This window comes from Algoriphagus sanaruensis (genome assembly GCF_001593605.1).
In the GTDB taxonomy this organism is placed as follows: domain Bacteria; phylum Bacteroidota; class Bacteroidia; order Cytophagales; family Cyclobacteriaceae; genus Algoriphagus; species Algoriphagus sanaruensis.
Genome location: NZ_CP012836.1, coordinates 3107686 through 3131711 on the forward strand (window position 1 = coordinate 3107686; position 24026 = coordinate 3131711).

Here is a 24026-nt window from a genome sequence, read left to right on the forward strand (position 1 = left end):
TTTTTGATTTTTAGTAAATAATTTCCTCTATTATGGAGCCAAAAAAGGATTGGCTTTCCTTTGGGAACAAGCGACATCAGTCTAGGATTTCGATTTACAATAAACCCATCTGCATCAAAGTTTTCCTAATAATTCAATCGCTTCCAATTAATGAAACTACTTGAAAACTCCACTTCACATCGGTTACGAACCTCCACTTGACACCCAATCGCTGAAAGACCGTTTACTAAACCAATAAATACTGATTGAGCACCTCCTAAAGGTCTTTTTTCTTCATCGGTATAAGAGAAATCTCCTTCATCTATGAGTACATTTTTTTTCACTATTGTTATAAGATTAGAAGAATAAAAAACTATGAATTCAAATTATCAACTTGCTAATTACACAATACTATCAATAAAGGAATATTTATTGAAAAACTTATATATTTTAAAAATCAACAACATACTTTAAATATATAAAATTAAATTGCTCAATTTGCATTATAGAAACTAAATGTAAACTGCCTCCTCCCCTCTTGGCTCAGATGTCCCTGATCTACAAATAAGCTAACATTTGAAATTTGGAAATCTTCTGGAAAGAACTTGAGATTTGGTAAAATCGATAAAAGTTCTACTAACGCCTCTTGTCGATCTTGATATCTAGGTGCAGTAAAAAAAACAACCTCTATTCCATCGGCCTCAGCTTTGGATATAATTTTTATTAAATAGTTCCAGTCCACTGGATCGGCTATTGTAGGAAGATTGTAAGTTTTTATTTGTTTTTCGCCTTGATTTTTGTCCTTACCCGATATTCCTCCTTTTGATTTGAAGTAATTGTCTCCTTCTTTTTCTGAGAGCTTAGCCCTCCTAATCACCTCTTTTGGTGAGAAATATTTGTTGAAATAGAAATACCTCCACTGAGGTGCAAGCGAACTGAGCGGATTTGCCAAGATTGGAATTTCCTCCTTAAGTACTTCTCGGATCTCTACCTCTTCCCAAAAGGGCATGAAAGTAAAAGCATGAAATTCGTTACTAAATGAAGTCTTAGAATTAAGCGAAGCCATATCCACCTGAAGGAAAAGCTTTTTAATTTGATTGGACTTCAAAAATACACTTAGGATCAAATAATTATCTTTAAAACCACTTCCATTTGCGCCTAAATTGATCCCATTTAAGCCAGTCAAGCTATCCAATAGATTCATATCAAAGGCTCCAAACGCTCGACTTGAGCCTAAAACTGCATAATCGTAGCTTCCCCCCTGCTGTGCAAGAATCCATTGCTTCTTTTCCGAAAGGTCTAGATACTGTCTTTGCTGAAAGAAGTAATCGCAAAAGGCTCCATATCCCAGAATAAAGGCAACTCCTAAACCAATCCACAAGGAGGATTTTAGTAAGAACAGGTTCACTAAAACTGGAAATAGATAAAATCCTGGGGATTAAAGAAGGCCCCAAAGAATAAAATAACCATCACGACTCCTATATATCCTCCATACCGAAGCACTGGAGATCGAAACGAAAGTGCAATCTCTGTTCGAAACGTCCATTCTATGCCTAGCATCATGGCTATTCCCACCAAGGACAAGAGGTAGGGTGCAAGTTGGAAACCCGCACGCAAATCATGGCTGAATATTCCGGAAAGGAATCCCCAAGCATCCCCAATGGATGGAGCTCGAAAGAAAATCCAAGCCAAAGTGACTAAAGTAAAGGTGAAAAGAATCTGGGTAAATTCTCTGAAGGAAGGAATCAGCCCACGATAGCCATCGTAGCGACCATCATTTAAGTAGGTTCGATGTTTATTAAAGATAAAAAGCGGAATAAACAGCGCTGCATGAATTGCTCCCCAGACGATAAAGGTCCAATTGGCTCCATGCCAAAATCCGGAAACTAAGAAGACGATAAAGATATTTCGGATGGCTTTGGCTTTGGACACTCGACTTCCGCCGAGCGGGATATAAACATAATCTCGAAACCAGGTGGATAATGAAATATGCCATCTACGCCAGAACTCAGCAATATCTCTGGAGAAATAGGGCGTCCGAAAATTGGTCATGAGGTCAAAGCCAAAAAGTTTGGCTGTACCGATGGCGATATCCGAATAGCCGGAAAAGTCTCCATAAATCTGAAAGGCAAAGAGTACCGCTCCCATCATTAATTCCAGCCCTGAGGCGGTTTGATAATTCTCAAAAATGGGATTGACGACCAGGGCACAATTGTCCGCAACCACAATTTTTTTGAATAATCCCCATAGGATCAATTTCATACCATCGGAGCCCTGTTGGTACTCAAACTCTCTTTTCTTTAAAAACTGAGGCAAAAGATGGGCAGCTCTTTCAATAGGACCTGCCACCAACTGTGGGAAGAATGCTACATAAGAAAAGAAGGCGATCGGGTCTTTGGTAGCTTCCATTTTACCCCGATAGACATCGATCGTATAGCTCATCGTCTGAAAGGTATAGAAGCTAATTCCTACCGGAAGGATCAAGTTCAAAGTGCTCGGATGTGCTTGGAATCCAAAAAGGTGGATCAAGTCCGTAGCCGATTCGATAAAGAAGTTGAAGTACTTGAAGAAGCCGAGGAGGCCGAGGTTGAAAACGAGGCTGAGGGTGAGGTAGAGATTCTTGCCTTGAAAAGGTTTGATGACGGTAGACCGAAGATGGGAGACTGAAGTAATGTCCGATGGCCGATGTCCGATGTCCGATGTGTCATCGTCATTGCGAAGGCTGGACAAACTTTCAGACTCAGCACGTTCATTACCAGCCTGAAGCAATCTTTCCGGTTCTTTGGAGATTGCTTCGTCGTCCCCGACATTGGTACGGGGCAGGCTGTTCCTCCTCCTCGCAATGACGGACCCTAACTTTAATCCACACCAATAATCCACCGCCGAACTGGCAATGATCAGTCCCAAAAAGCGCCAGTCCCACCAGCCATAGAAGACATAGCTTCCAAGTAGGATAAAGGCGTTTTGAAGTTTAATATTTCTCTGAAAAACAAACCAATAGCCTAAAAAAGCTAAAGGAAGGAAAATCAGAAATTCAAAAGAGTTGAAAAGCAAATCGCTTGGAGGTTTTTAAGGAAATAAGTCCTTGTGATTTATTTAATTAGCTATTAGCTATCACCAATATTTGTTGGAAGATATTTAATTGAATGGTTCAAATTTCTTGAGATCATTCCTATCAAAAGATCAATTTCTCAGACTAAGCAAAGTTGGAGCTAATGAATCCATCAATGCTTGATTGTATTGCTTGATCCCCTTTCTAGTTAGATGTGCCAAATCGAAGAAATTGGTACGATTCAGGGAGTCTTCCCAAAAAATTTCATTGAAATTAACAAAGCGAGTTGCTAAGCCCCGATCAGCCAATGAATCATAGTATTCGAACCAATTGTTTTGATTTTTGAAATTTTGGATGAAAGACTTTGATTTTGGGGAATAAATCAAGATCACAGTAATGGAATGGGCTTTTAGCTTTTTTAATTGAGCTTCGAATATTTTTTGTTGGATAGGTAATAAAGGGTAAATGGTTTCATCAGTTTCCATCGGCGATTCCGGCGCATCTAAAAAGGATTCCATGTAGCCATGGGAAATATATTGGCTGATGTCTGTTTTAAGAGGAAGTTTTAAATCCTCTTCTTCAAAGGGTTTTAGCATCATCCGCTTTAAATAGGATGCCCAAGCCAAAGAGCTTCCAGTATTTATAAGCAAGGAAAACATTCCACTACAATCTGAGCAATTCGCTATTAAATCAATGGTAGATCCAAGCCCCTTGGTAGAAAATGTGTATGGATTTAAATCCCAGATCACCACTTTTGGTTGGAAAGAATCGAAGTATTTATCCAAAAAATAATCCGATTGAATAGGGGTTTGAGATCCAGAAGAAAAGTTAAATGCACTCAGATTTAATTTTTGAAAATTTCTGACATCAATACTTTGTCCCAAAGAAGACCCCAAAATCAAAACATCAATATTTTCTGTCTTATCTGCCTCCTGCTGTCTTGTCCATTGATGGCTGGTCGTACCCTTTTTCAATGAAATCCTAGAGGGTAAATAATCAGCAAGTCCATCAACCTCTGTCGCCAAAATCAATCCCAAAGACAAAAAGACAAACGAAAGGGAGAAGAGTAAGATTTTAATCAGGAAACCTCTCATTAAAACATCCCAAACACAAAGACAATTATTGCTAACATACTTCCTGGATTTAATTTTTACCCCCTAAATCCCCCTAAAGGGGGACACTAGAAGCAGGGTATGAATTAGATTTTGAATGCAGTTTTTTAACGACCAATTGGATTCAATTTCCCCTCCTATAGGAGGGGCTAGGGGAGGTTCAGTAAAATTAGATTGAGCAAACAATGAATAAACTATTTTCAGAATCTAGATTAGTAGTTTTTAGAAGAATTAATTGATTGTTCAAATTTTAAATACCTAGATATATGAGTAATTACACTATTGATACGATATAGGATTTCCTCATTTCTAAACCTGATAACTTTTAATCCAAATTCCTCTAAAGCAGAGGTTCTACCAGCATCATATTCCTTTTGTTCAATTTCATCATGAATACCGCCATCAACCTCAATGACTAATTTTATTTGATGACAATAGAAATCGACTATATACTTATTAATAGGATGCTGTCTTCTAAACTTGAATCCATCTACAGATTTATTTTTTAAAAAATGCCACAATACCTTTTCTGCAGATGTCATACGCTTTCTCAATTCCTTTGCCCTTCTATGAATTTCAGGAGATGCGCCGTAAAACAGGTTTTCAGAGTAAGACATTTTGGTTAACTTCTAATTTTTCACCCCCTAAATACCCCTTAAGGGGGACATTAGAAGCAGGGTATGAATTAGATTTTGAATGCAGTTTTTTAACTTCCAATTGGTCCCAAATTCCCCTCCTATAGGAGGGGCTAGGGGAGGTCAGGCCACATCAGCAAATATCCGTTCCATTCTACGGAAGTAAAACATCCCAAATACAAAGACGATGATTGCTACAATACTTCCTGGCCAAATCCATTCCCAAGGCATGGGACGATCGAGAAAGGCCGCACGGAAGCCTTCGATTACACCAACCATAGGATTAAGGATATAGAATTTTTGGTAATCAGCTGGAACAGCTGAGGTTCCATAGACAACCGGAGCTGCATAAAGCAGGAGTTGCACCAAGAAGGTAAGCGCATGCTTGACATCTCGGTATTTGACCGCCAAGGCCGATAGAAACATCCCGATCCCCAGGCTACACATCAATAATTGGAGAATCAAGATCGGAGTGAACAACACCCCCCAGCCAGGAACTTGCTTGAAATAAATCAACATCCCAATCACAACTACAAAGGCAATGGTAAAATCCAGTAGTTTGGACAGCATCGCTGAAAGCGGGAGAACCATTCTCGGGAAATAAACCTTGGTGATCATGTTGGCATTTTGGATCAACGAATTGGCGGATTCAGTGAGTGTTCCGGAGAAGTAATTCCAAGGCCAAAGTGCCAAATACGAAAAGAGGATATAAGGCATGCCATCAGAATCAACTTTAGCCAAACCTCCAAAAACCAAGGTAAAGACCAGTGTTGTAAAAAGGGGCTGGATAATCGCCCATGAAACTCCTAAAATAGACTGCGCATACCTCGCTTTTATGCCTCGGAGCGTTAGAAAATACAAGAGATCCTTGTAACGCCAAAGCTCCTGAAAATCCACCATCTTCCAACCGGATGAGGGTTCAATGACCTTGTAATGTGGGGAGTTTATCGCTTTATCTGACACTAAAATTTTTATTTATACGCGAGGTCTTTGGAGCTAGAAACAGAAATAAATAGTTCCCGCTCTCAAAATCATCAAATCGAAGTTTGAATTTCTCTTCTTTCAAAAGATTCAGGCTTTTTGAAATACTTCCCCACCCCTTTTACCCATCTAATCTTTTGAATAAAGCGATAATAGCTTTTGGAATAAGATACTTTAAAGGAAGGATGATGATAACGCATCATCTCTCCCATGGCAACAGTATAATGATGCCATCTTAGGAAGTTTAACTTTCCTGAAGATTCCAAGTATTCCTTCACCATTTGCCGAAATCGGAAATAAGTATCTCGCTTTTCATCTAAACGATCCGTGGATCGAGTAATGGAATTGGGCAATTGATGGATTAGGGTTAGGTTTTGGTTTGAAAAAGCGAAAGTTTGATTGCGTTTGAGCATTTCAAACATCAAGTGATATTCTTGAACATTGAGTAAGGATTCATTCCATGCTCCCGCTGCACGCACCGATTCCGTATGCCAAAGGTTGGCAGAAGAAATTCCAAGTCTCATTCGTAGCAATCCAGCCCAAAGGTCCTGCATCGTTGGAATTACTTTGCGAGTTTCATTCACTAAGGTATAGGGACTGATCACTAGGGATTCATTTCCAGTTAAGCTGGCTAACTGTGCTTTTATCTTTCCGGGAAGGAGCTCATCATCTGCATCCATAAATTGAATCCAGGAATTTTTCACCTGACTTAAGCCTAAATTTCTGCTAGCTGGAGCTCCTTTATTCGCTCCATGCGGATGTTGTAAAAGCGTGATTTGGGCATGCTCTATGACAAGTTGCTGACAGATCGAAAGGCTATTATCCCTACTTCCATCCTCTACGAGGATAATTTGATCAATCTCAGGCTGAATTAATAAAGAGTCTACTGTCCTTCGAAGCGTCCCTTCTGCATTAAAAACCGGAACAACCGCAGAAACCTTAGGCAACAATTGAGTCATTAAAAAATTCTACTTGCAACTAGAAAATTGTACTGAATTTCAACTTTTCTCCCTTTACTTTCAGCTTCCTGCTTCCCTCTCAACTCATCGGTCATCCGACACCCGTCCGCCGGGGCGGATCGGACATTACTCCCGTCTTCCATCTCCCCTCTTCCCGCTTAAGCTCCGTACACCAAAATCCCATGAATATCTCCTGGGTCTTGAGCTAGCAAATCGACTTGGACTTTGCGTTGGATTTTTTCGTAGGTCTTTTCCGTCAGAAAGTTGAGGTATTCCTGATCAAGATCCTTCCCGATCAAGACTAAGTGAATCGTTCCCGAGTCGATGCCCATAGCATAATCTCCGGTGATGATAGCCTTTTCTACATTACCCATCCGCTTGACGATCTTTTCCACGAGTTCGTCGAGTCCCAGAAACTTACTGACCATGTTTCGGATTTCCGTGTAGAAGGGATGGCTTTGGTTGGCCCGATACAATTTGGTTTTGCCTTCGTCTTCGGAGAGCAATAATCCAGCATCTGTAAGCCGGTTTAGTTCCACCCGAACGGAGTTAGTAGACTCCTCAAATTCTTTCGCCAAGGAACGCAGATAGCCTGAATTCGCATGAGAAAAAAACTTGAGAAGGAGTTTGATTCGGGTTTTGGAGGTGACTAGGGAATCGAGCAAAGTTTGGTAGAGGTGTTTTTAGAAAAATAAGCTGAAATTAAAGTCAATTGAACCTGAATAAAGGTTGTTTCTGATAAACTACAGCTTCGCCCGTTCACTCCCAGGAAGGAGCTATTTGAGTGAGTAATAAAATTACTCAGTGAATTTAAAAATGCAAATTGAAGGTGTGAAAATTGGTGGATTTTTTGGTGGTGGGTTAAAAAGACTCACCGCAGAGGGCGCTGAGGGCGCTGAGGTTTTGATTAGGACTCACCGCAGAGGCGCGGAGAGCACAGAGATTTAAAGGTTTTTTTGGCGTTGAAAAATAGGGTCAGTGTAGTTCTTATTTTTTGGATCCTATCGGGGGCAACTATGTATGGCCCAGCGATTTAACGCTGGGTTAAATAGGTTCGCGAAATAATGTGCGCAAGGCTCATAATTCCCTTTGAAAGGGAAAGGCCAATCCCAGCGCAATTGAAAGGTTTGATCATTTTTTTAAGTCATTCTAAAGGTCAACCCGTCTTAGGAACCTCCATCCTCTTTTATCTCCCAACTTTTGAAGCCAAAAGTTGGCAAAAGCTTGTGGCCTGAATCCAGTCTTCAAACTGATTGAATTCGTCGATCAAAACCAAGCCTTCCTTTCAGTTTGATTTTTGGAGTCAGGTCTCGGCTAAATTCAGGCGGATCTCGGTCATACTTCCCGAGCTAGCCTGAATTCTTCACGCCTCGCCCCTAACACCAAAAACCGCCTGTCTTCTAGGGCCACATTCATCACGATTTGAATTTCAATTGATTTTCACCTTGATGTTCGATCTCTTTTCACTTAGAATAGTTTCTCCTGATATTTAATTCTAAAAAGACCCTGAAGGGGTCTAAATGTGAATAGCCCAGGGTGAAACCCTGGGTTAATAAGCAAAATAAAGGATTGGCGCTGGGCTAATTATTCAATTTGAAAAGCAAGATTCGATCCCAGCGCAATCTCTTTTTTTGGGCATAACGATACCCGATAATTGATTCTAACAATGACCCCTTCGGGGTCGAATATGGGTAGCCCAGCGTTTTAACGCTGGGTTAAAGGATGTGAAATTATTTTTAAACGCGCTGGGCTAGTAATTCATTTTGAAAACCAAATCTCAATCCCAGCGCAATGGAAAAGATTGATCATTTTTTTAAGTCATTCCCAAGGTCAACCCGTCAGAGGAACCTCCATCGTTTCTTATCTCCAAACTTTTGAAGCCAAAAGTTGGCAAAAGCTTGTGGCCTGAATCCAGTCTTCAAACTGATTGAATTCGTAGATCAAAGCCAAGCTTTCCTTCCAGTTTGATTTTTGGCGTCAGGTCTCGGCTAAATTCAGGCGGATCTCGGTCATACTTCCCGAGCTAGCCTGAATTCTTCACGCCTCGCCCCTAACACCAAAAACCGCCTGTCTTCTAGGGCCACATTCATCACGATTTGAATTACAATTGATTTTCACCTTGATGTTCGTTCTCTTTTCACTTAGAATAGTTTCTCCTGATATTTAATTCTAAAATGACCCTGAAGGGGTCGAATATGGGTAGCCGAGCGTTTTAACGCTGGGAAATGAAATGGATAGCATTTGATAAGCGCTGGGCTATTAATTCAATTTGAAAACCAAATCTCAATCCCAGCGCAATGGAAATGAAATGAACGAACAATTTTCAAATTCAAGGTTCAAGGAATCCAGATCTCAAATATTGAGGAGCAAAACCAGCTACAATCCCCCTCCAAAAATTTATTTAGCCGGCAACCTTCTTTTCACTCTTCACTTCTTCAATCAGATCTAAAATATCCCGATCGCGATTCGCGGGATTCCATAATCGACCTACGGCATAATCCACATCCTCGTCGTCAAACTTCTCTAAGCCCGAACCGGTGTAATGTGTGATTTCTCCAAAATAGATAGCCTCATCATCTACCGAATACAAATCCACTCTGATATAATCAAAGCCTTGAGATAATTTCTCTGCGATCTCCATCATACGTGGCATATTTCCGGGAACTGGAACCGGACTCAAGGGAGGATGGCCAGCCATCTGAGCTCCAGGAACTACCCGAAAATATTGATCCGTAAATACCCGCTTCGGTTGGGTCAATCGGTCTGACACAAACATGATCATCTTCACTTTTCCATGAAAGCAGTACAGCTTCACATCGTTAGGAATATTTCCATCCTTGGTTCGCAGTACTTTTTCACAAATAATTCTCCTTGGAATTTGAAGGTAGGCCCATTCGTGATAGTTATAGCCGAAAGGTTCAGATAAAAAAGTTCGAAGTTGATGTTCGATCTTCGATCGGTTCATTCCCGGTTGGTACAAAATATTTCCCCCGGAATAATGATTTGCTTTGATAAATACCTCCTCTTTCCACTGATCAAATGGCAAGTCCAATCCAGTGTTGCTGACATAATACAGTGGAATTAAAATTTCCTCACCTTCTTTTTCCCCCAAGATCTTTTTAATGTAATCCCTGACTTGCACCTTATCTGAGGTGATAGGAACTCGTGGGTCTCTTCGATGAAATTTGATCCAATTGAGAAAATGATTGTGGGTCTTTGGTTGAGAAATATCCAAGGGGTATCCCATCATCTTTTGAAACATAAAATGTAGATGGGGATAGCCTCTTTTTTCCTGTTGCCAAAGCCAAGCCTTGCTGTAAAGAGACAAGACCAAAGTTCGTATAGGTCCGGGAGGAAAGGCTTTATCGAGAATTTCTTTCATGGGATGATCTCAGGCAAGGGACTCTCGAAGAAGGGATTGGCAATACCAACCAAAAAACTTGATTTCCCGGTAATAGAGTGAGATTTGAAGGTATTTGAAAGCAATCGACCTTCGAATAGATCCTGGAATTCGGTTTTTGAAAGGATTGGTCTTGCTGGAGAGCACTTGTTTGAATACCTGCAACTCAGTTTGTGCGACATGTCTCCTCGCCTGATGCCGGTAAGTAATTGAATTATTGTTCACATTGTAAATAAAAGAAGTAGTATCGATCACTCCCCATTCTTGGTAATTTAAAATCACCCGTAAAAACAATTCCCATTCCTGATGGCGGGAAAGGTTGGGGTTAAAAAGACCTACCTCCTCGAAAACCTCTTTCCGAAACATTGGACCTGGAGTAAAGAAAACCAATCGGAACTTGAGGTAATCCTCAATAAGGTTTTCAGAGTATAAACTTTGAGCGAATTTTCTATTTCCTTTATACTCTTTATCAAATCTCACCTCTCCCTTACTGACCACAAATTTCTTTTCTGGATGATCTTGGAGATAATCATGCTTCATTTGGAGAAAATGAGGAAGCATCAAATCATCACTGTCAAACCATTGGATAAACTTCCCTTTGGATTTAGAATAAGCTAGGTTTCTGCAGCAATTTGCACCTTTTGGAAGATGACTTGGTCTTGTGAAAATTCGAAATCGAGGGTCAGTTTGTTGAATCTGAAGGAGAATTTCCATGGAAACATCCGAACTCCCATCGTCCACAATGATGCATTCCCAATTTGAAAATGATTGGTTTTGAATGGATTGCAGGGTTGCCGGCAAAAAATCTGCTTTATTGTAATTAGCGATTAAAATTGAAATTTCAGGACTCTTCAAGATAGTTTGGGTTTATCTACTTAGGTAGTCTTTTTTCAATGATGAATGTTGGTCTTTCAATGGCTAAATACCTTTGTTTAAAGATTGGTATCCTCCTTTGATATGGACCTTAGGAATTCAGGAAAAATTAAATAGGTAATAAACTCCTGAAAACCTTCTTATCAATCATTCCTTAAACATAGCAAAAATGATTTTTTGACCGATAAAGTCCCAAGATTTTTTGTTTTTGTCCTATAAAATTTGCGTTCAGAAATTTGACATAGCCTTGGGTAATATTCAAGGTTCAAGGAATCCGGATAAAAATTTGTGGCAAAGTGTTTTCTCGAGAATAACCCTTCAGAGGAACCTCCATCATTTCTTATCTCCCAACTTTTGAAGCCAAAAGTTGGCAAAAGCTTGTGGCCTGAATCCAGCCTTCAAACTGGTTGAATTCGTCGATCAAAGCCAAGCTTTCCTTCCAGTTTGATTTTTGGCGTCGGGTCTCGGCTAAATTCAGGCGGATCTCCCTCGAATTCTCGAGTGAGCTAGCCTGAATTCTTAACGCCTCGCCCCTAACACCAAAAACCGCCTGTCTTCAAGGGCCACATTCATCACGATTCGAATTTCAATAGAATTAATCTATGATGATCGCTCTCTTTTTTTGGGAATATCGAACCCTAATAATTGCCTCTAAATATGACCCCAGCGGAGTCAGATATGGGTAGCCCAGCGTTTTAACGCTGGGAAATAAAGGAATATGCGCTGGGCTATTATTTCAATTTGGAAAGCATTAGTGAATCCCGGCGCAATGGAAATCCAAATGAAATTCGAAATCAAATTACCATTCAATAATGGAATCCAGTTTCATGACAGGATTAACTCAACTCTAAATTTTATCCTTGGTGTCTTCGGGTAGGTCATAATAAAATGGTAAACGAACCAATCGCTCCGAAAAAATATCAGAATTAGGTAATTCCAGCATTGCTGATTCAGGCTGATGAGCTCGAATAAATTCACTTTTATGGAGACTTTGGTAGTGAAAAACAGACAATACACCCTGAGAAAGCAATTCCTCAATAAATCTTCTTCGATTTTGGAAGGAATCAAATACGAGGTAAAACAAATGATAATTCCCTACATTTTTCTGGAATTCCAGAGCTTGTCCTTGTCCTAAATTTGCTATGGCTTTCAATAGGAGCTGATCGTATTTTTCGGCAAACAACTCGCTCTTACCTACGGTAAAAAGCCGAAAATAGCCTTCCCAAATGGCTTTTCTTCTCGCTTGAATTCCTTCCAATTCCTGCATTTGCCCCCATAAAAATGCAGCACTCAACTCGGACATCTGAAAACTGCTGCCTAAATCAATCCAGGAATAATGATTCTTCTTTCCTTCGAAAAAAGAACTTCGATCGGTTCCTTTCTCCCAAATGATTCGAGCTCGTTCTAGGAACTTAGGATTATTAACAATCAAAACTCCACCCTGCCCGGATTGAATATTTTTCGTTTCATGAAAACTCAGGGAAGCCAAATCCCCAAAAGTCCCAAGGTACTTTTCGTTTACTTTGGAACTGATTGCTTGAGCTGCATCCTCAATTAGCATTAGGCCATGTTTATCCGCAAGTTGCCGATAAGCTTGAATCTGCATGCCAAATCCGGCATAATGCACGATGACTATTGCTTTTGTTTTGGAGTTGATTAATGATTCAACTTGCTCCAAATCCATTTCTGGAAAACCCGGAAGGGTGTCTGAAAAAACCAGTTTGGCACCTCGAAGGGCAAAGGCATTGGCAGTGGACACGAAAGTAAATGAAGGTAAAATGACTTCATCTCCAGGCTGAATATCCAAGAGCAGAGCAGCCATTTCTAGTGCACCCGTGCAGGAATGCGTCAAAAAACAAGTACCAAAGCCAAATTTTTTTTGAAGCAATTGCTGACAGGCTTGGGTAAAAAAACCATTTCCCGAAAGCTTTCCTTTTGCAACAGCTTCTTGGATATAGTTCAGTTCCTTTCCAGTCAGGTGAGGTTTATTGAACGGAATTTGAACCGGATGCATGAGCAAATTTTAGAATTTGTTAAGACAAAAAGGAAGAGAAATATCGAGGACCAAAGTAATGGATTCATGGTCAAATCGGAATTTTTCCCAAATACCTATACCCTGAATCTAGCTGGACTTAGGGTAAAATAAAAAAATCATAAAGGTCAAAAAGGGACAAATTTGGCTTTTTCAGGTAAGAGGTATTTCATAAAGGCAATTTCTTGGGGGCTGCAACGCTTGGTGTATTTTCGCTCTTTCACCGAAAAATAGCTCACCTCAAAGTCATCAAAGACTACCTCATCAATCGAAGCCACCAATTGAATTTTTGAGTATCCAATACCCGATTGCTCCAGGTGAATGGTTAAATTCTCAAGCTTCTTTTCCAAAGGAATATCCTCAAACTGATACCCTAACTTTTTGGAAACTGACTTTGCGGGAGTTCCTGCATAAATTTGATTGTATTCCATGTCGCTAGTCACCACAGAACCTGCCAGAGCCATCGATTTGTCTGCTGCACGAATCGGACCTACGATGCAATGGCCGACAAGCCATACATCATTTCCCAAGATGAGAGGTTTTTGAGCATTAAAACGACAACCTTCCAAAGTATCCCCAAACTTAATGTGAGACCAAAGTTGAGAATGTGCACCTATGCCACAATTATCACCGATTTTCGTTCCTCCGATAGAATCAATAATTGTAAACTGACCAATCCAAGCATTATGTCCAATGTGACAAGATTGGTAGCCATGGACAGTCACGTGATGATGGATTTTTCCGTAATCCCCGATCGAAAAGTCATCGCAAATTATCTGCACATCTGCCCCGATATAGGTATGATCACCAATGCATATCCGTTTGGCCGGACCATTCAAACCTCGAATACTTGCACTGGGGTGAATTTCTACCCCAATTCCAAGACTTACCTCCAGTGCATCAATACTAGTATTCATCAAAAATGGATTTAAAGACTTTTAGTTGCCACAGCCTCGGAATTGAAAGGATATTCAATGATTTGATCTATTTCCATCTCCGAATCTGTGGTTTGATCAATCACATATAAAGGGCGGTTTTTTACCGATTCAAAGATTTTTCCAATGTAGAGCCCAACCACCCCCAGCATTGCAATCAAGACTCCAGAGAAAAACGCGATGGAAATTATCAAACTGGAATAACCCGAAACTGTAATTTCTCCCAAAAAGTAGCGGATCAAAGTAATGAGCCCAAACAAAACACTCAAGAACGAAAGTAAAATTCCGGCTTTAACCATCAACCGAATAGGTTTGTCTGAATAAGCTAATACGATTTCCAACGCTAAATTAAGGCGTTTGCGGAAGGTATATCGGCTTTTCCCTTCTGGGCGAGCTTCGTGCTGTACGGGGATTTTTGCGGTAGGAAACCCCATCCAATGGATCATCACTGAAAAGATCCGTACAGGTTCCTGCATCCGGTTAAACTCCTGAATGACTCTTCGATGGTAGATCCCAAAATTGCCTACTTGAGGATCGAATTTGGAACCAGTAAGCCAGGATAACAACCTGAAAAACAACCGAGAAGACAAGATCTTTCCAAAATCATCCTTCCGATCTTTTCGCGAAGCCAAAACAACGGGAAACCCTTCAAGAGCTTTTTGGTAAAGCACTTCAATTTCCTCTGGTCGATCTTGCAAATCGGCATCCATTACCACTACCCACTCTCCTTTTGCAGCTCGACAGCCTGCCGAAATCGCGTAATGTTGCCCAAAATTTCGAGACAATTTTATTCCTTTAACATGAGTAGATGAATTGGAAAGCAATTGAATAAGTTGCCAGGATTGATCTTGGCTACCATCATCCACTAGGATCAGTTCAAATCCAAATGTAATTCTTAACAGACATTTGTGGATTCGATCAGAAAGCGCAAGGAGAGTACCTTCGGAAAAGTAAACCGGTACAACTACAGAGATTTGCGTTCGATTTGGGGTATGGTCCACTGGTTTTTTAAAAATCTTGCGAGGTTCCGAATCTACTCAAAAGTCCCTATTTTTTTAAATTCCTCTTGTTTGAACTGTGTCATATCAATTGGGCTATAGAGGGAGAAATGAAGGTAGAACTGAATAAGACAGTATTTTTTTTGAATTTGAAATAGTTTAAATAAAGGCCATTCGACTTGTTTAAAGACAATAATTATTTGAAATAATTAAATTATGTGGATAAGTTCTTTTGTAAAAATCAAAAAATACCCAGTTGTGGGTATTTTTCAGAAGATGGTGTATCCTACTTTTGATACGGGTGATTAAGCAACTTTTCTCATAATTTTTTTCACTGGTTTCAAAAGGAAGCTTTTAGAATATTTTTTAATCCTTTTAAAAAAAATCTCTTACGGGAGAAAAATGGCCGAAACGGGGGTTTCGGCCATTTGCTTTTTAGATCATTTTGAATTGAAAAGATCGAGGGTTTTTAAAATTGCTTCCATTGGGAAAAGTAGACTTAATCTCGATGCAGGTTTAAGTCCTTTTAAATTCTAATTTCAATACAATCTAAATTCGAGGTTCGATCTTTTTTGGATTCTCAAAGATAAACGCATCTATGGCCCAGCGTTTTAACGCTTAGAAATTAAAAAGCTAGATATTGCGAGCTGGATTAATTTTCAATCTGGAAAGTAGGAGTCAATCCCAGGGCAATGGAAAAGAATTGAATATATTATTTTATTCAGGTAATTCACAAGATCAACCCGTCAGAGGAACTTCTATCCTCTCCTATCTCCAAACTTTTGAAGCCAAAAGTTGGCAAAAGCTTGTGGCCTGAATCCAGTCTTCAAACTGATTGAATTCATCAATCAAAGCCGAGCTTTCCTTCCAGTTTGATTTTTGGCGTCGGGTCTAGGCTAAATTCAGGCGGATCTCGGTCATACTTCCCGAGCTAGCCTGAATTCTTTACGCCTCTCCCTTAACACCAAAAACCGCCTGTCTTCAAGGGCCACATTTATCACGTTTTAAATCTCAATACAAACCAATTTCAACGTTCACACTTCATTAAGACTCTGGAGAGAAACTCTGAATTTTAAATTTTTGATGACCCTGAAGGGGTCTAACTGTGAATAGCCCAGAGTGAAACTCTGGGTTAATGAGCAAAATAAAGGATTGGCGCTGGGCTAATAATCCCCATTGAAAAGCAAAAGTCAATCCCAGCGCAATGGAAAAGATTGATCATTTTTTTAAGTCATTCCCAGGGTCAACACGTCTGAGGAACCTCCATCGTTTCTTATCTCTAAACTTTTGAAGCCAAAAGTTTGCAAAAGCTTGTGGCCTGAATCCAGTCTTCAAACTGGTTGAATTCATCAATCAAAGCCGAGCTTTCCTTCCAGTTTGATTTTTGGCGTCGGGTCTAGGCTAAATTCAGGCGGATCTCGGTCATACTTCCCGAGCTAGCCTGAATTCTTAACGCCTCTCCCCCGCCTTCAAAAACCGCCTGTCTCCAAGGGCCACATTCATCACGATTTGAATAACAATAGCATTAATCTTTGATGATCGCTATCTCTTTTTGGAAATAACGAACCATGATAATTGATTCTAAAAATGACCCCAGAGGGGTCGTATATGGGTAGCCCAGCGTTTCAACGCTGGGAAATAAAGGAATAGGGAATGATGTGCGCTGGGCTAATAATCCCCATTGAAAAGCAAAAGTCAATCCCAGCGCAATGGAATGGGATGTTTGTTCATTTTAAAAAAAAATGGATTTCTCTCTATTTACCTGTCAGAGGAACTTTTTAGTCTTTTTTCTCTGGTACTTTTTTCTTGATAAAAAAGTACCCAAAAAATCAAGATTCAAAAATGCTCCCACCGCACGTGGCCGGACGCTGGCCCGCTTTTGAATCTTCCCCACGCGCCCAAATAATTAACGAAGGTGCTCAATTGTATTTAATTCTGAATTCTTCGTGCCTCTCCCCCGCTTCCAAAAACCGCCTGTCTTCAAGGGCCACATCTCTCACGAACCAAATCTCAATTGACTATAATCTTGATTTTCGCTCTCTCTTTTTAGGCATTACGATACCAGATAATTGATTCTAACAATGACCCTGAAGGGGTCTAACTGTAAATAGCCCAGGGTGAAACCCTGGGTTAATATGCAAAATATGGTAATGGCGCTGGGCTAATTATTTAATTTGAAAAACAAGGCTCGATCCCAGCGCAATGGAATTAAATGGACAATTTTCAAAGTCAAGGTTCAAAGAATTTGGATTGCAAATCCGGGGATCATACCTCGACATTACAAAGGTCGAGGAGCCAAGAGAAAAACCAAAAATCTCCCTTGATCAATAAAATCGAACCTCGCAATCGGGATGTGCCGCTTTAAAGGAATCAATCGTTCTAGTCATTAATCGGGTATTGAAGCAACTCAACTTTTTCAAATTGCTTAACGCCTCGATCGGCTTCAATGACCTAAGATTGGTGGAGGCTACATCTAGCTCCTCCAAACTGAAAAGGGATTCCAATCCTTTGAGTGATTTTAAATTGGTACCTGACAAATTGAGTTTTTTAAGCTCAAACAAACTGCTTAGTGCTTCCAAGTCCTCCACAGCGGTATTGGAAAGATCTAATTCATTGAGCTTACTCAAACTGGAAATCGGTAAGAAATCCACCACTGGAATTTGGGAAAGTTTCAACTGGGTCAATTGAGGCAAACCACTGATATGAGAAATCGAGCTTATGGGTGCATCGAAAATTTCAAGCTTACGAACATTGACGAAAATTGGCAATGCAGATAGGTCTGAAACAGAAACCCGCTCAAACTTCAATTCTGCCAAGCTTGTCAGACGATGCAATTGCTCAGTGGTAGGATCCTCAGGAAGTGAAAACTGTCTTCGAAGTAAATCCTTCCAAGAAGAATCCAATTTACCCCACCAATTGGTGAGTTCCTCGGTTCGATAAACCAAGGTCAAATCAGGTCTTTGGATCAAGATTTCAGGTACTTCTTCCTTGAAAATGGCACTTCCATTGACATTTAAATAATTCAATTTGGGAAGGTTGAGAATAGGTTTAATCGTTTGCACTGGACTTCCTTCCAAATCAATTTCTGTCAATTCTTTCAATTCTTGAAGGACAGCCAAATCGCTTACTCCTGTATTTTTTCCTGCAATTTTTGTTAAGGTCTTGACCTCACTTAATGGCAGGAGATCGATTATGGATGGATTGTCTGAGAAGTTTAACTCATTCAAGTTGACAAACCGAGTGATCGGATTTAAGGATTCGATATCCGCACCGCTCAAGTCCAAACGAGAAATGGTAACCGTCTGAGTCAAAATTTCAATTCCAGGTTGATCCGAAGTAATTCTTGGATTGATTTGCTTCAATCTTGATTTCCAAGCTTCACTCAAAGCACCCCACCAAGATTCCAAATCCTTCACATGATGAATCAGCAATACATCAGGATGTTGCCTAACAAAATTATCAGCCACCAAAGGGGAAATTTGCGTTTCGTCAGCTGAAACCTTTTTCAGATTTTTCAAAGCTGCAATTGCTTGTAGATCTGAAACTTGAGTTTTGGTAATATCCAAAAACTCCAACTGTGCCATCCCGGCCAAGGGACCTAAATCTTGCAAATTGGTTTCTGAAAGATCCAAATACTGCAATGAAGTCAAGCCAGAAAGTGAGGAGAAATTGATCAGATAATTTTTAGCTAGATCAAGTCTTTTCAGATTCTTCAGATCTTTGATATTTTCAGCATTGTTGAATCCACTTTCCCGAAGGTCAAGTTCCTCGAGATTTTTGAATTCATTGATCACTCCAAAACTCATGATCGGAGTTTTCTGTGCCTTAAGGGCAATCAAACTTTTCAGATTTAAAAGTTCATTGATGCTATCCACTTTGGTAAATGAAATATCCAAGGATTTCAATCGGTCCGAATACTTGATAAACTGGATATCTGAAGTGGGAGTATTAGCAATATTCAAGCTTTCTAAAAAAGTGACATTTGAAATTGGCCCTAAGTTTTTGATTCGGGTATTGCTAATGTCAATCACCTTTAAATCCCTGAGCTCAGAAAGAGGTGATAGCGACTGGATATCTTTGTTACCGGAAAGATTTAAGGAGTCAATGCTTACAAATCTGTAAAGCATGTCCATATTGGCAGAATCCGAAGCTCCTAAAGAAAATCTGCCTTTGAAATAGGATTTCCAAGCCAGGGGAAGCCCATTCCACCAAGTTTTCAACTCCTCGTCACGAGAAACTTTGGTGGTATAAATACTGACAATTTTAAGTTCTTGGGAAGCATCCTGAAGATTGACCTCCACAAACCTAGGCTTGGTATTCGTGATCTTTTCACCATTAATGCCTGTGGCTGTCAAGGTTCGATCAAGAGAAGCCAGGAAAAACACCTCCCCATTTTCTTTTTGTCCCGGTTTGACTTCCCGGATTTTAAATTTGAACTCTACGTTTTTGTAAAAAAATTCAATGTCTTTCAAGTAGGCGGTGACATCTTTATTGGTCACCACTTTTCGATCCAAAAGAAGATCATCTTCTACCTGTACCTTTTCGTCACGGAAAATTTTGAGATAGCTTTCTCGAATAATCACATCCTTATCCCGTGCTGGGGTTTGGGCATTACCTACGGTGTTGAGCAGGTACTCTAAAAAGAGAATCTGATCTTCAACTTTGGTTGAAAACTCGGTGATTTGATCCTTAGTATATCCTTTGATGGTTTGTGCATTTACTGCACTTAAGCCATAGGAAAACAGAGATAGAACCAGAAAAAGATGCTTAATCTTGATCATAAATGTATTTCAGAATGGTCTCTTTGTCACCGGGACCAAGGCGAACCAAATTGGAAATCAGCCATCCGGTATTAAAACCAGGTCGGTTGAAGTTATTTACTTCAAAATACCAGCCACCAATTTGGAAGAAGTGAAATTTAACTCCAGTGACTGTTTCAAACCGGAGGTTATTTTGTTTCATTTCGTAAAGAAAGACCGACAAGTAATCGGGCTTATAGCTACTGGAAGTAAAGGATTCTGGCAAATTGGAATCCTGAAATGCTCGTCGGAGATTCATAAATCCGAGTTCATGACTGAGAGGATGGAGAAATTCCTTTTTATCACCCACGGGCTTATTGAATAAGTTTTTAAAGGGATCGAAAATCACCTGATCGATTACCCATTCATAGCCTAGAAGTTGCGGCTGGATCTTCATAATAAAGGTGACCTTTTCTCTTTTCCCTTTGAAAAAGAACTCAGTATCCACCTCTGCAAGCCAACCTTCACGAGCGAAAATCAGGTATCTCGGATAGGTATCCGAGAGCACAGCTTGGATAAATTGATTTTTGAATTCAGGAGAAATCGAAGAGGTCTGATTGTCGAAAAGGATTTGAAGGAAGCCTTTTCTCAGGTTTAAATTCCGGTAAAGTGAATCTCCAGGATAAAATCGGGTATTTCCATCCACAGATTCCTCTCCATTAAATCTTCGAAAAAATTGGTTGAGTTGTTTGGTTGAGGCGGCAAATCTGCCATCATCCTTAATTGTCCCGGGGCCGCCTAAGCCCTGCCCCGAGACAATAGAGATGACTGCGCCAAAAAAAACGCAAATCAAAAGGAGTTTTCTCATGCGGAAGTTTCAGTCACGCGAACATCACCTAGCATGACATCCCAGAATTCGATGGTACGACCAGCAATTTGGGTCTGTTTTTTCTCCACGTAAATGGTAATGTCTTTCTTGGTAGTATCCTTGTAATTCATGCCTGTTTCGATGGATGTACCTTCAAAACGCTGATAGATGGTAATTACACCTACATATCGGCCATCAGGCTGTCTTTCCAAGTCAGAGATGTACTGAATATCGTACCATGTGATATTTACTCGATCGTAGTTCAAAGCCATCAAACGCTCAAAGTATCTTCTTACTTTGTAGTAAGCGATTTCGCTGGTATTGATGGAAGAAACTCCCATTTCAGCGCCAGGAGCGAATAGTTCTTCAGCACGATCCATTACTCGGTTGGCTTCGGAAAACTGAGTTTCTTTACTTCCGATAATCGCGATGTATTTGGAAAGATCCTTTACTTTTTCAAGTGCCAAGGAATCGATAGCCTGCTTTCTAGCAGGGCTGATATTATCCTGAGCCATTACTGCCAAAGAAGCAGAAAGGAACAAGCCCAAGAAGAGGATAAATTTATTCTTCATACGAATTTGTATCTAAATTTTTAGAGAGGGATTATTTTCTTCTGAGTTCAAGTTCAGACACTTTACCTGCGGCATCCAAACGGATGTCAGAGATGAAGTTAAGGTTCTTCTTGGTGTCTTTTAGGTACTCCAAGTACTTCTTGATAGTAGTTGGCTCATCGTAATCTTTAACTCCATTTTCTTCATGGATAACGATCAAAACAGGAGTTTCTTGATTAGAGAACATTCCAAGTGTTTCTTGGATGGTTTGGTTAGCAGAGGCAACGCTACCTGCTGCTGCTACAGCATTGAAACTGTTTTCTAGTTTTTCGGCTGCAATTTCTTCAGCGGAACGCGTTGGAGCTGGTGCAGGAGCTGGTTTCACGACCTCTTCTACAGGAGCTGGTGCCGGAGCAGGTGCTGGAACAGGTTTCTTGCTCTTACATGCACCCATAGCCAACAGTGCTACCACTGCCAACAACATGGTTTTTCGGGCTGAGAATGAGAACAGAGTTTGTTTCATCTTGGAACAGATTAGATTTTAGGGGTTTTTGATTTGAATGCCGTTTTGGGCGATTTGAATACAAAATAAACAAAACAAAATGAACTGAGACAAAAGCCGTACCGCATTCCTAGCATTTTTTTTTAATGGAATTATAAGATGTTAAATGAAGGGAAAAGTTTGGGTGTATAGGTTGATCTCAGGATGATTGTATCAAATAAAATGATTAAAGCCAATCACTCTAAAATGAAAAAATTTAAGCTTTAGCTTGGCCCAGCGTTTTAACGCTGGGAAATAAAGGGCAGCGTTTTTAAAAGTGCAGGGCTATTAATTCCATTTGAAAAGCACGAGTCAATCCCAGCGCAATGGAAAAGATTGATAATTATTTTTTAGCCATACTCAACATCTACCCGTCAGAGGATCTCCCATCGTTTCCTGTCTCCCAACTTTTGAAGCCAAAAGTTGGCAAATGCTTGTGAAATAAAATCTTAATGCCCTCCCTACAGGCTGGCCCAAGTCTAAAAATGCCCACTGGGCATTTTTTTAACGACTTGTCCTCCTAAAAACTGCCTGTCTTCAAGCGCCAAATACGTCACAACCCAAATATCAATTCAATCCAAATTCCAAGTTCTCACTTAAATAGATTCTCCCAGAGAAAATGAGCTGTGTCCCAGCGCAATGGAATGGGAATTGCCAATTATCAATTTTCAAATTCAAGGTTTATTAAATCCGGATTACAAATCCGAAGATATTTCCTCGCCATTGCAAATGTCGAGGAGCATAATCCTTTGGACCCTGAAGGGGTCAATCTGTGAATAGACCAGTTGGCTAAGCGTTTTAACGCTGGTTTAACTAGGAATGGAAATTAATGCGCGCTGGGCTATTATTTCAAATTGGAAAACATAACTAGATCCCAGTGCAATGGAAAAGAAGATTCAATTTTTAAATCCAATTACGTTGAATACTCAAATAGACCTAAATGAAAAAAGCCCTTTTTCAAGGGCTTTTGATCACTTTTAATTGTATAATATCTTAATTCAAATTCATCGTACCGGAATCAATACTTTGCTTTTCCAGTCGAATGCGCTTTTTCTCGCTTTCCCGCTGCACTTGTATATCCGGTAATTCCAAAACACGTGGAGATTGTCTGGCTATCTTTTTCACTTTCTGAATTGTAATACGATCTAATTGTGCTCCAATCGTAAGAACTACCGCTGATAAAATTGGTAAAACAATATTATCAGAGGAAGATCCCAAAGCTATCACCAATCCCAAAAGCATCAATTGAACAGAGCCTAAAAGCAGGGCTACTTCATTATGCTTTAAGCCAGATCGCATCAAAAAATGATGCACATGGCTTTTATCTGCTGACATGGGGTGTTTCCCTTTGCGAATCCGGAGGGTAAAAACCCTAGCCATATCATAAAGCGGATAAATCATCAGTACAATTCCTGCCGTAAAGGTGGGTTCAAATCGGCCAAAGGCCCCTTTAGGTAATGCGGCGTTGTACTCCATAAAGGCGATCACCAAACTACCGATGGCAAAACCTAAAGTAAGCGACCCAGTGTCCCCCATAAAGATTTTTGCAGGATGCCAGTTGAACACCATAAAAGCTGCGATTCCGCCGATTAATATAAAGCTCAACAAGGCGAAACTTTCCAGTCCTTGAATATAGAACCAAGTTCCAAGGAGAAGAAGAGTCAATCCTCCAACCGTGCTTGCTAATCCGTCCAATCCATCGATCAGGTTGAAGGCATTGGTTAAAGCCAATAAAACAAAGGCTGAAAAGGCATAGCTAAACCAAAGTGGGAGCGTTTCAATTGCTAAAAACCCGTGAAATTCCTTGATTCGAATATCACCGGCTACCACCACCAAAAGAACCGCAATAAGTTGCAGGCCCAACTTGTGCTTGGCTGATAATTCTACGACATCATCTCTCAATCCCACGAAAAACATCAAGGCAATAGCTCCTAATAAATAACGGATATCCGGCAAAGGGAACTGCCAGCCCCAAATTGCAAGGGCAACAAAAGCCGCAAGGACAATTGAAATGCCACCCATGGATGGGGTGAATTTTTTATGGATTTTCCGCCCACCGGGGGCATCACCTATTCGGGCTTTTCTTAGGACGGAAATCAAAATGGGAGTCAATAATACTCCAACTGAAAAGGCTGTGAGAATGGCTAAAATGTAAAACATAGGCTTAAGACGGTAAAAGAGTTAGCTTAAAAAGGGTTTTCATATGGTTAAAGTTATCAATAAACGAGCCAAGAAAGGCATTTAAGCACTAAAATTGTCTCTCGAATTTTCCCTTAAAATGAATGGATTTTGGTGATAGAATCAGGATATGTGGTTCATATACAGAAGCTTGTAATTCAGGCCCTGAACGAACACTTTTGTATTCTTTAGG

Annotated in this window: 17 protein-coding genes; all 17 read right to left on the reverse strand. The window is 40.2% G+C overall.

Features of this window, described 5'->3' with window-relative positions:
• Positions 1-472: 472 nt before the first annotated feature.
• The 17 genes from AO498_RS13685 to AO498_RS13765 all read right to left on the reverse strand — a co-directional run bounded on the left by AO498_RS13685 (position 473) and on the right by AO498_RS13765 (position 23815).
• Positions 473-1387: a hypothetical protein gene (locus AO498_RS13685; RefSeq protein WP_148660241.1), complete on the reverse strand. Its 915-nt coding sequence runs from the start codon at positions 1385-1387 to the stop codon at positions 473-475.
• Positions 1387-3033, reverse strand: coding sequence for an MBOAT family O-acyltransferase (locus tag AO498_RS13690; protein WP_236778602.1), 1647 nt, complete (start codon positions 3031-3033; stop codon positions 1387-1389). Before AO498_RS13690 ends, AO498_RS13685 begins: the two co-directional genes overlap by 1 nt.
• 129 nt (positions 3034-3162) lie before the next feature.
• A complete protein-coding gene (locus AO498_RS13695) occupies positions 3163-4125 on the reverse strand; it encodes an alginate O-acetyltransferase AlgX-related protein (protein ID WP_067548787.1) in 963 nt (320 codons plus the stop codon).
• 230 nt (positions 4126-4355) lie between these two features.
• Entirely contained in the window at positions 4356-4760 is a 405-nt protein-coding gene (locus tag AO498_RS13700) for an endonuclease domain-containing protein (protein ID WP_067548790.1), read from the reverse strand.
• A 141-nt stretch (positions 4761-4901) separates the two neighbouring features.
• Entirely contained in the window at positions 4902-5678 is a 777-nt protein-coding gene (locus tag AO498_RS13705; RefSeq protein WP_067548793.1) for an ABC transporter permease, read from the reverse strand.
• Positions 5679-5812: 134 nt separating this feature from the next.
• Positions 5813-6718 (reverse strand): glycosyltransferase family 2 protein, encoded by a 906-nt coding sequence (locus tag AO498_RS13710; protein WP_067548796.1) that lies wholly within the window; start codon positions 6716-6718, stop codon positions 5813-5815.
• Between the two features lie 158 nt (positions 6719-6876).
• A complete protein-coding gene (locus AO498_RS13715; protein WP_067548799.1) occupies positions 6877-7383 on the reverse strand; it encodes a PaaX family transcriptional regulator in 507 nt (168 codons plus the stop codon).
• Between the two features lie 1736 nt (positions 7384-9119).
• On the reverse strand, positions 9120-10100 hold the full coding sequence (locus AO498_RS13720; RefSeq protein WP_067548802.1) for an ATP-grasp fold amidoligase family protein: 981 nt from the start codon (positions 10098-10100) through the stop codon (positions 9120-9122).
• 9 nt (positions 10101-10109) lie between these two features.
• Positions 10110-10973, reverse strand: a complete 864-nt coding sequence (locus AO498_RS13725; protein WP_067548805.1) for a glycosyltransferase family 2 protein — start codon at positions 10971-10973, stop codon at positions 10110-10112.
• Between the two features lie 865 nt (positions 10974-11838).
• Positions 11839-13005, reverse strand: coding sequence for a dTDP-4-amino-4,6-dideoxygalactose transaminase (gene rffA / locus AO498_RS13730; RefSeq protein ID WP_067548808.1), 1167 nt, complete (start codon positions 13003-13005; stop codon positions 11839-11841).
• Positions 13006-13151: 146 nt separating this feature from the next.
• Positions 13152-13940: an acyltransferase gene (locus tag AO498_RS13735; RefSeq protein ID WP_067548811.1), complete on the reverse strand. Its 789-nt coding sequence runs from the start codon at positions 13938-13940 to the stop codon at positions 13152-13154.
• An 11-nt stretch (positions 13941-13951) separates the two neighbouring features.
• Positions 13952-14959, reverse strand: a complete 1008-nt coding sequence (locus AO498_RS13740; RefSeq protein WP_082792247.1) for a glycosyltransferase family 2 protein — start codon at positions 14957-14959, stop codon at positions 13952-13954.
• 2321 nt (positions 14960-17280) lie between these two features.
• Positions 17281-19737 carry a leucine-rich repeat domain-containing protein gene (locus AO498_RS13745; protein ID WP_067548814.1) on the reverse strand — a complete coding sequence of 819 codons (2457 nt, stop codon included), beginning with the start codon at positions 19735-19737 and terminating at the stop codon, positions 17281-17283.
• Entirely contained in the window at positions 19724-20563 is an 840-nt protein-coding gene (locus AO498_RS13750; protein WP_067548817.1) for a hypothetical protein, read from the reverse strand. The genes AO498_RS13745 and AO498_RS13750 overlap by 14 nt, the downstream gene beginning before the upstream one ends.
• Positions 20560-21135, reverse strand: a complete 576-nt coding sequence (locus AO498_RS13755; RefSeq protein ID WP_067548820.1) for a hypothetical protein — start codon at positions 21133-21135, stop codon at positions 20560-20562. The genes AO498_RS13750 and AO498_RS13755 overlap by 4 nt, the downstream gene beginning before the upstream one ends.
• Positions 21136-21166: 31 nt before the next feature.
• Positions 21167-21637 (reverse strand): nucleoid-structuring protein H-NS, encoded by a 471-nt coding sequence (locus AO498_RS13760; RefSeq protein ID WP_067548823.1) that lies wholly within the window; start codon positions 21635-21637, stop codon positions 21167-21169.
• A gap of 1011 nt (positions 21638-22648) precedes the next feature.
• Complete coding sequence (locus tag AO498_RS13765; RefSeq protein WP_067548826.1) at positions 22649-23815, reverse strand: glycosyltransferase family 4 protein; 1167 nt, start codon at positions 23813-23815, stop codon at positions 22649-22651.
• Between the last annotated feature and the right edge of the window lie 211 nt (positions 23816-24026).

Coding starts and splice junctions, on each gene's coding strand:
- AO498_RS13695 (WP_067548787.1), bottom strand. CDS start 4,125: ATGAGAGGTTTCCTGATTAAAATCTTACTCTTCTCCCTTTCGTTTGTC.
- AO498_RS13700 (WP_067548790.1), bottom strand. CDS start 4,760: ATGTCTTACTCTGAAAACCTGTTTTACGGCGCATCTCCTGAAATTCAT.
- AO498_RS13705 (WP_067548793.1), bottom strand. CDS start 5,678: ATGGTGGATTTTCAGGAGCTTTGGCGTTACAAGGATCTCTTGTATTTT.
- AO498_RS13710 (WP_067548796.1), bottom strand. CDS start 6,718: ATGACTCAATTGTTGCCTAAGGTTTCTGCGGTTGTTCCGGTTTTTAAT.
- AO498_RS13720 (WP_067548802.1), bottom strand. CDS start 10,100: ATGAAAGAAATTCTCGATAAAGCCTTTCCTCCCGGACCTATACGAACT.
- rffA (WP_067548808.1), bottom strand. CDS start 13,005: ATGCATCCGGTTCAAATTCCGTTCAATAAACCTCACCTGACTGGAAAG.
- AO498_RS13735 (WP_067548811.1), bottom strand. CDS start 13,940: ATGAATACTAGTATTGATGCACTGGAGGTAAGTCTTGGAATTGGGGTA.
- AO498_RS13745 (WP_067548814.1), bottom strand. CDS start 19,737: ATGATCAAGATTAAGCATCTTTTTCTGGTTCTATCTCTGTTTTCCTAT.
- AO498_RS13750 (WP_067548817.1), bottom strand. CDS start 20,563: ATGAGAAAACTCCTTTTGATTTGCGTTTTTTTTGGCGCAGTCATCTCT.
- AO498_RS13755 (WP_067548820.1), bottom strand. CDS start 21,135: ATGAAGAATAAATTTATCCTCTTCTTGGGCTTGTTCCTTTCTGCTTCT.
- AO498_RS13760 (WP_067548823.1), bottom strand. CDS start 21,637: ATGAAACAAACTCTGTTCTCATTCTCAGCCCGAAAAACCATGTTGTTG.
- AO498_RS13765 (WP_067548826.1), bottom strand. CDS start 23,815: ATGTTTTACATTTTAGCCATTCTCACAGCCTTTTCAGTTGGAGTATTA.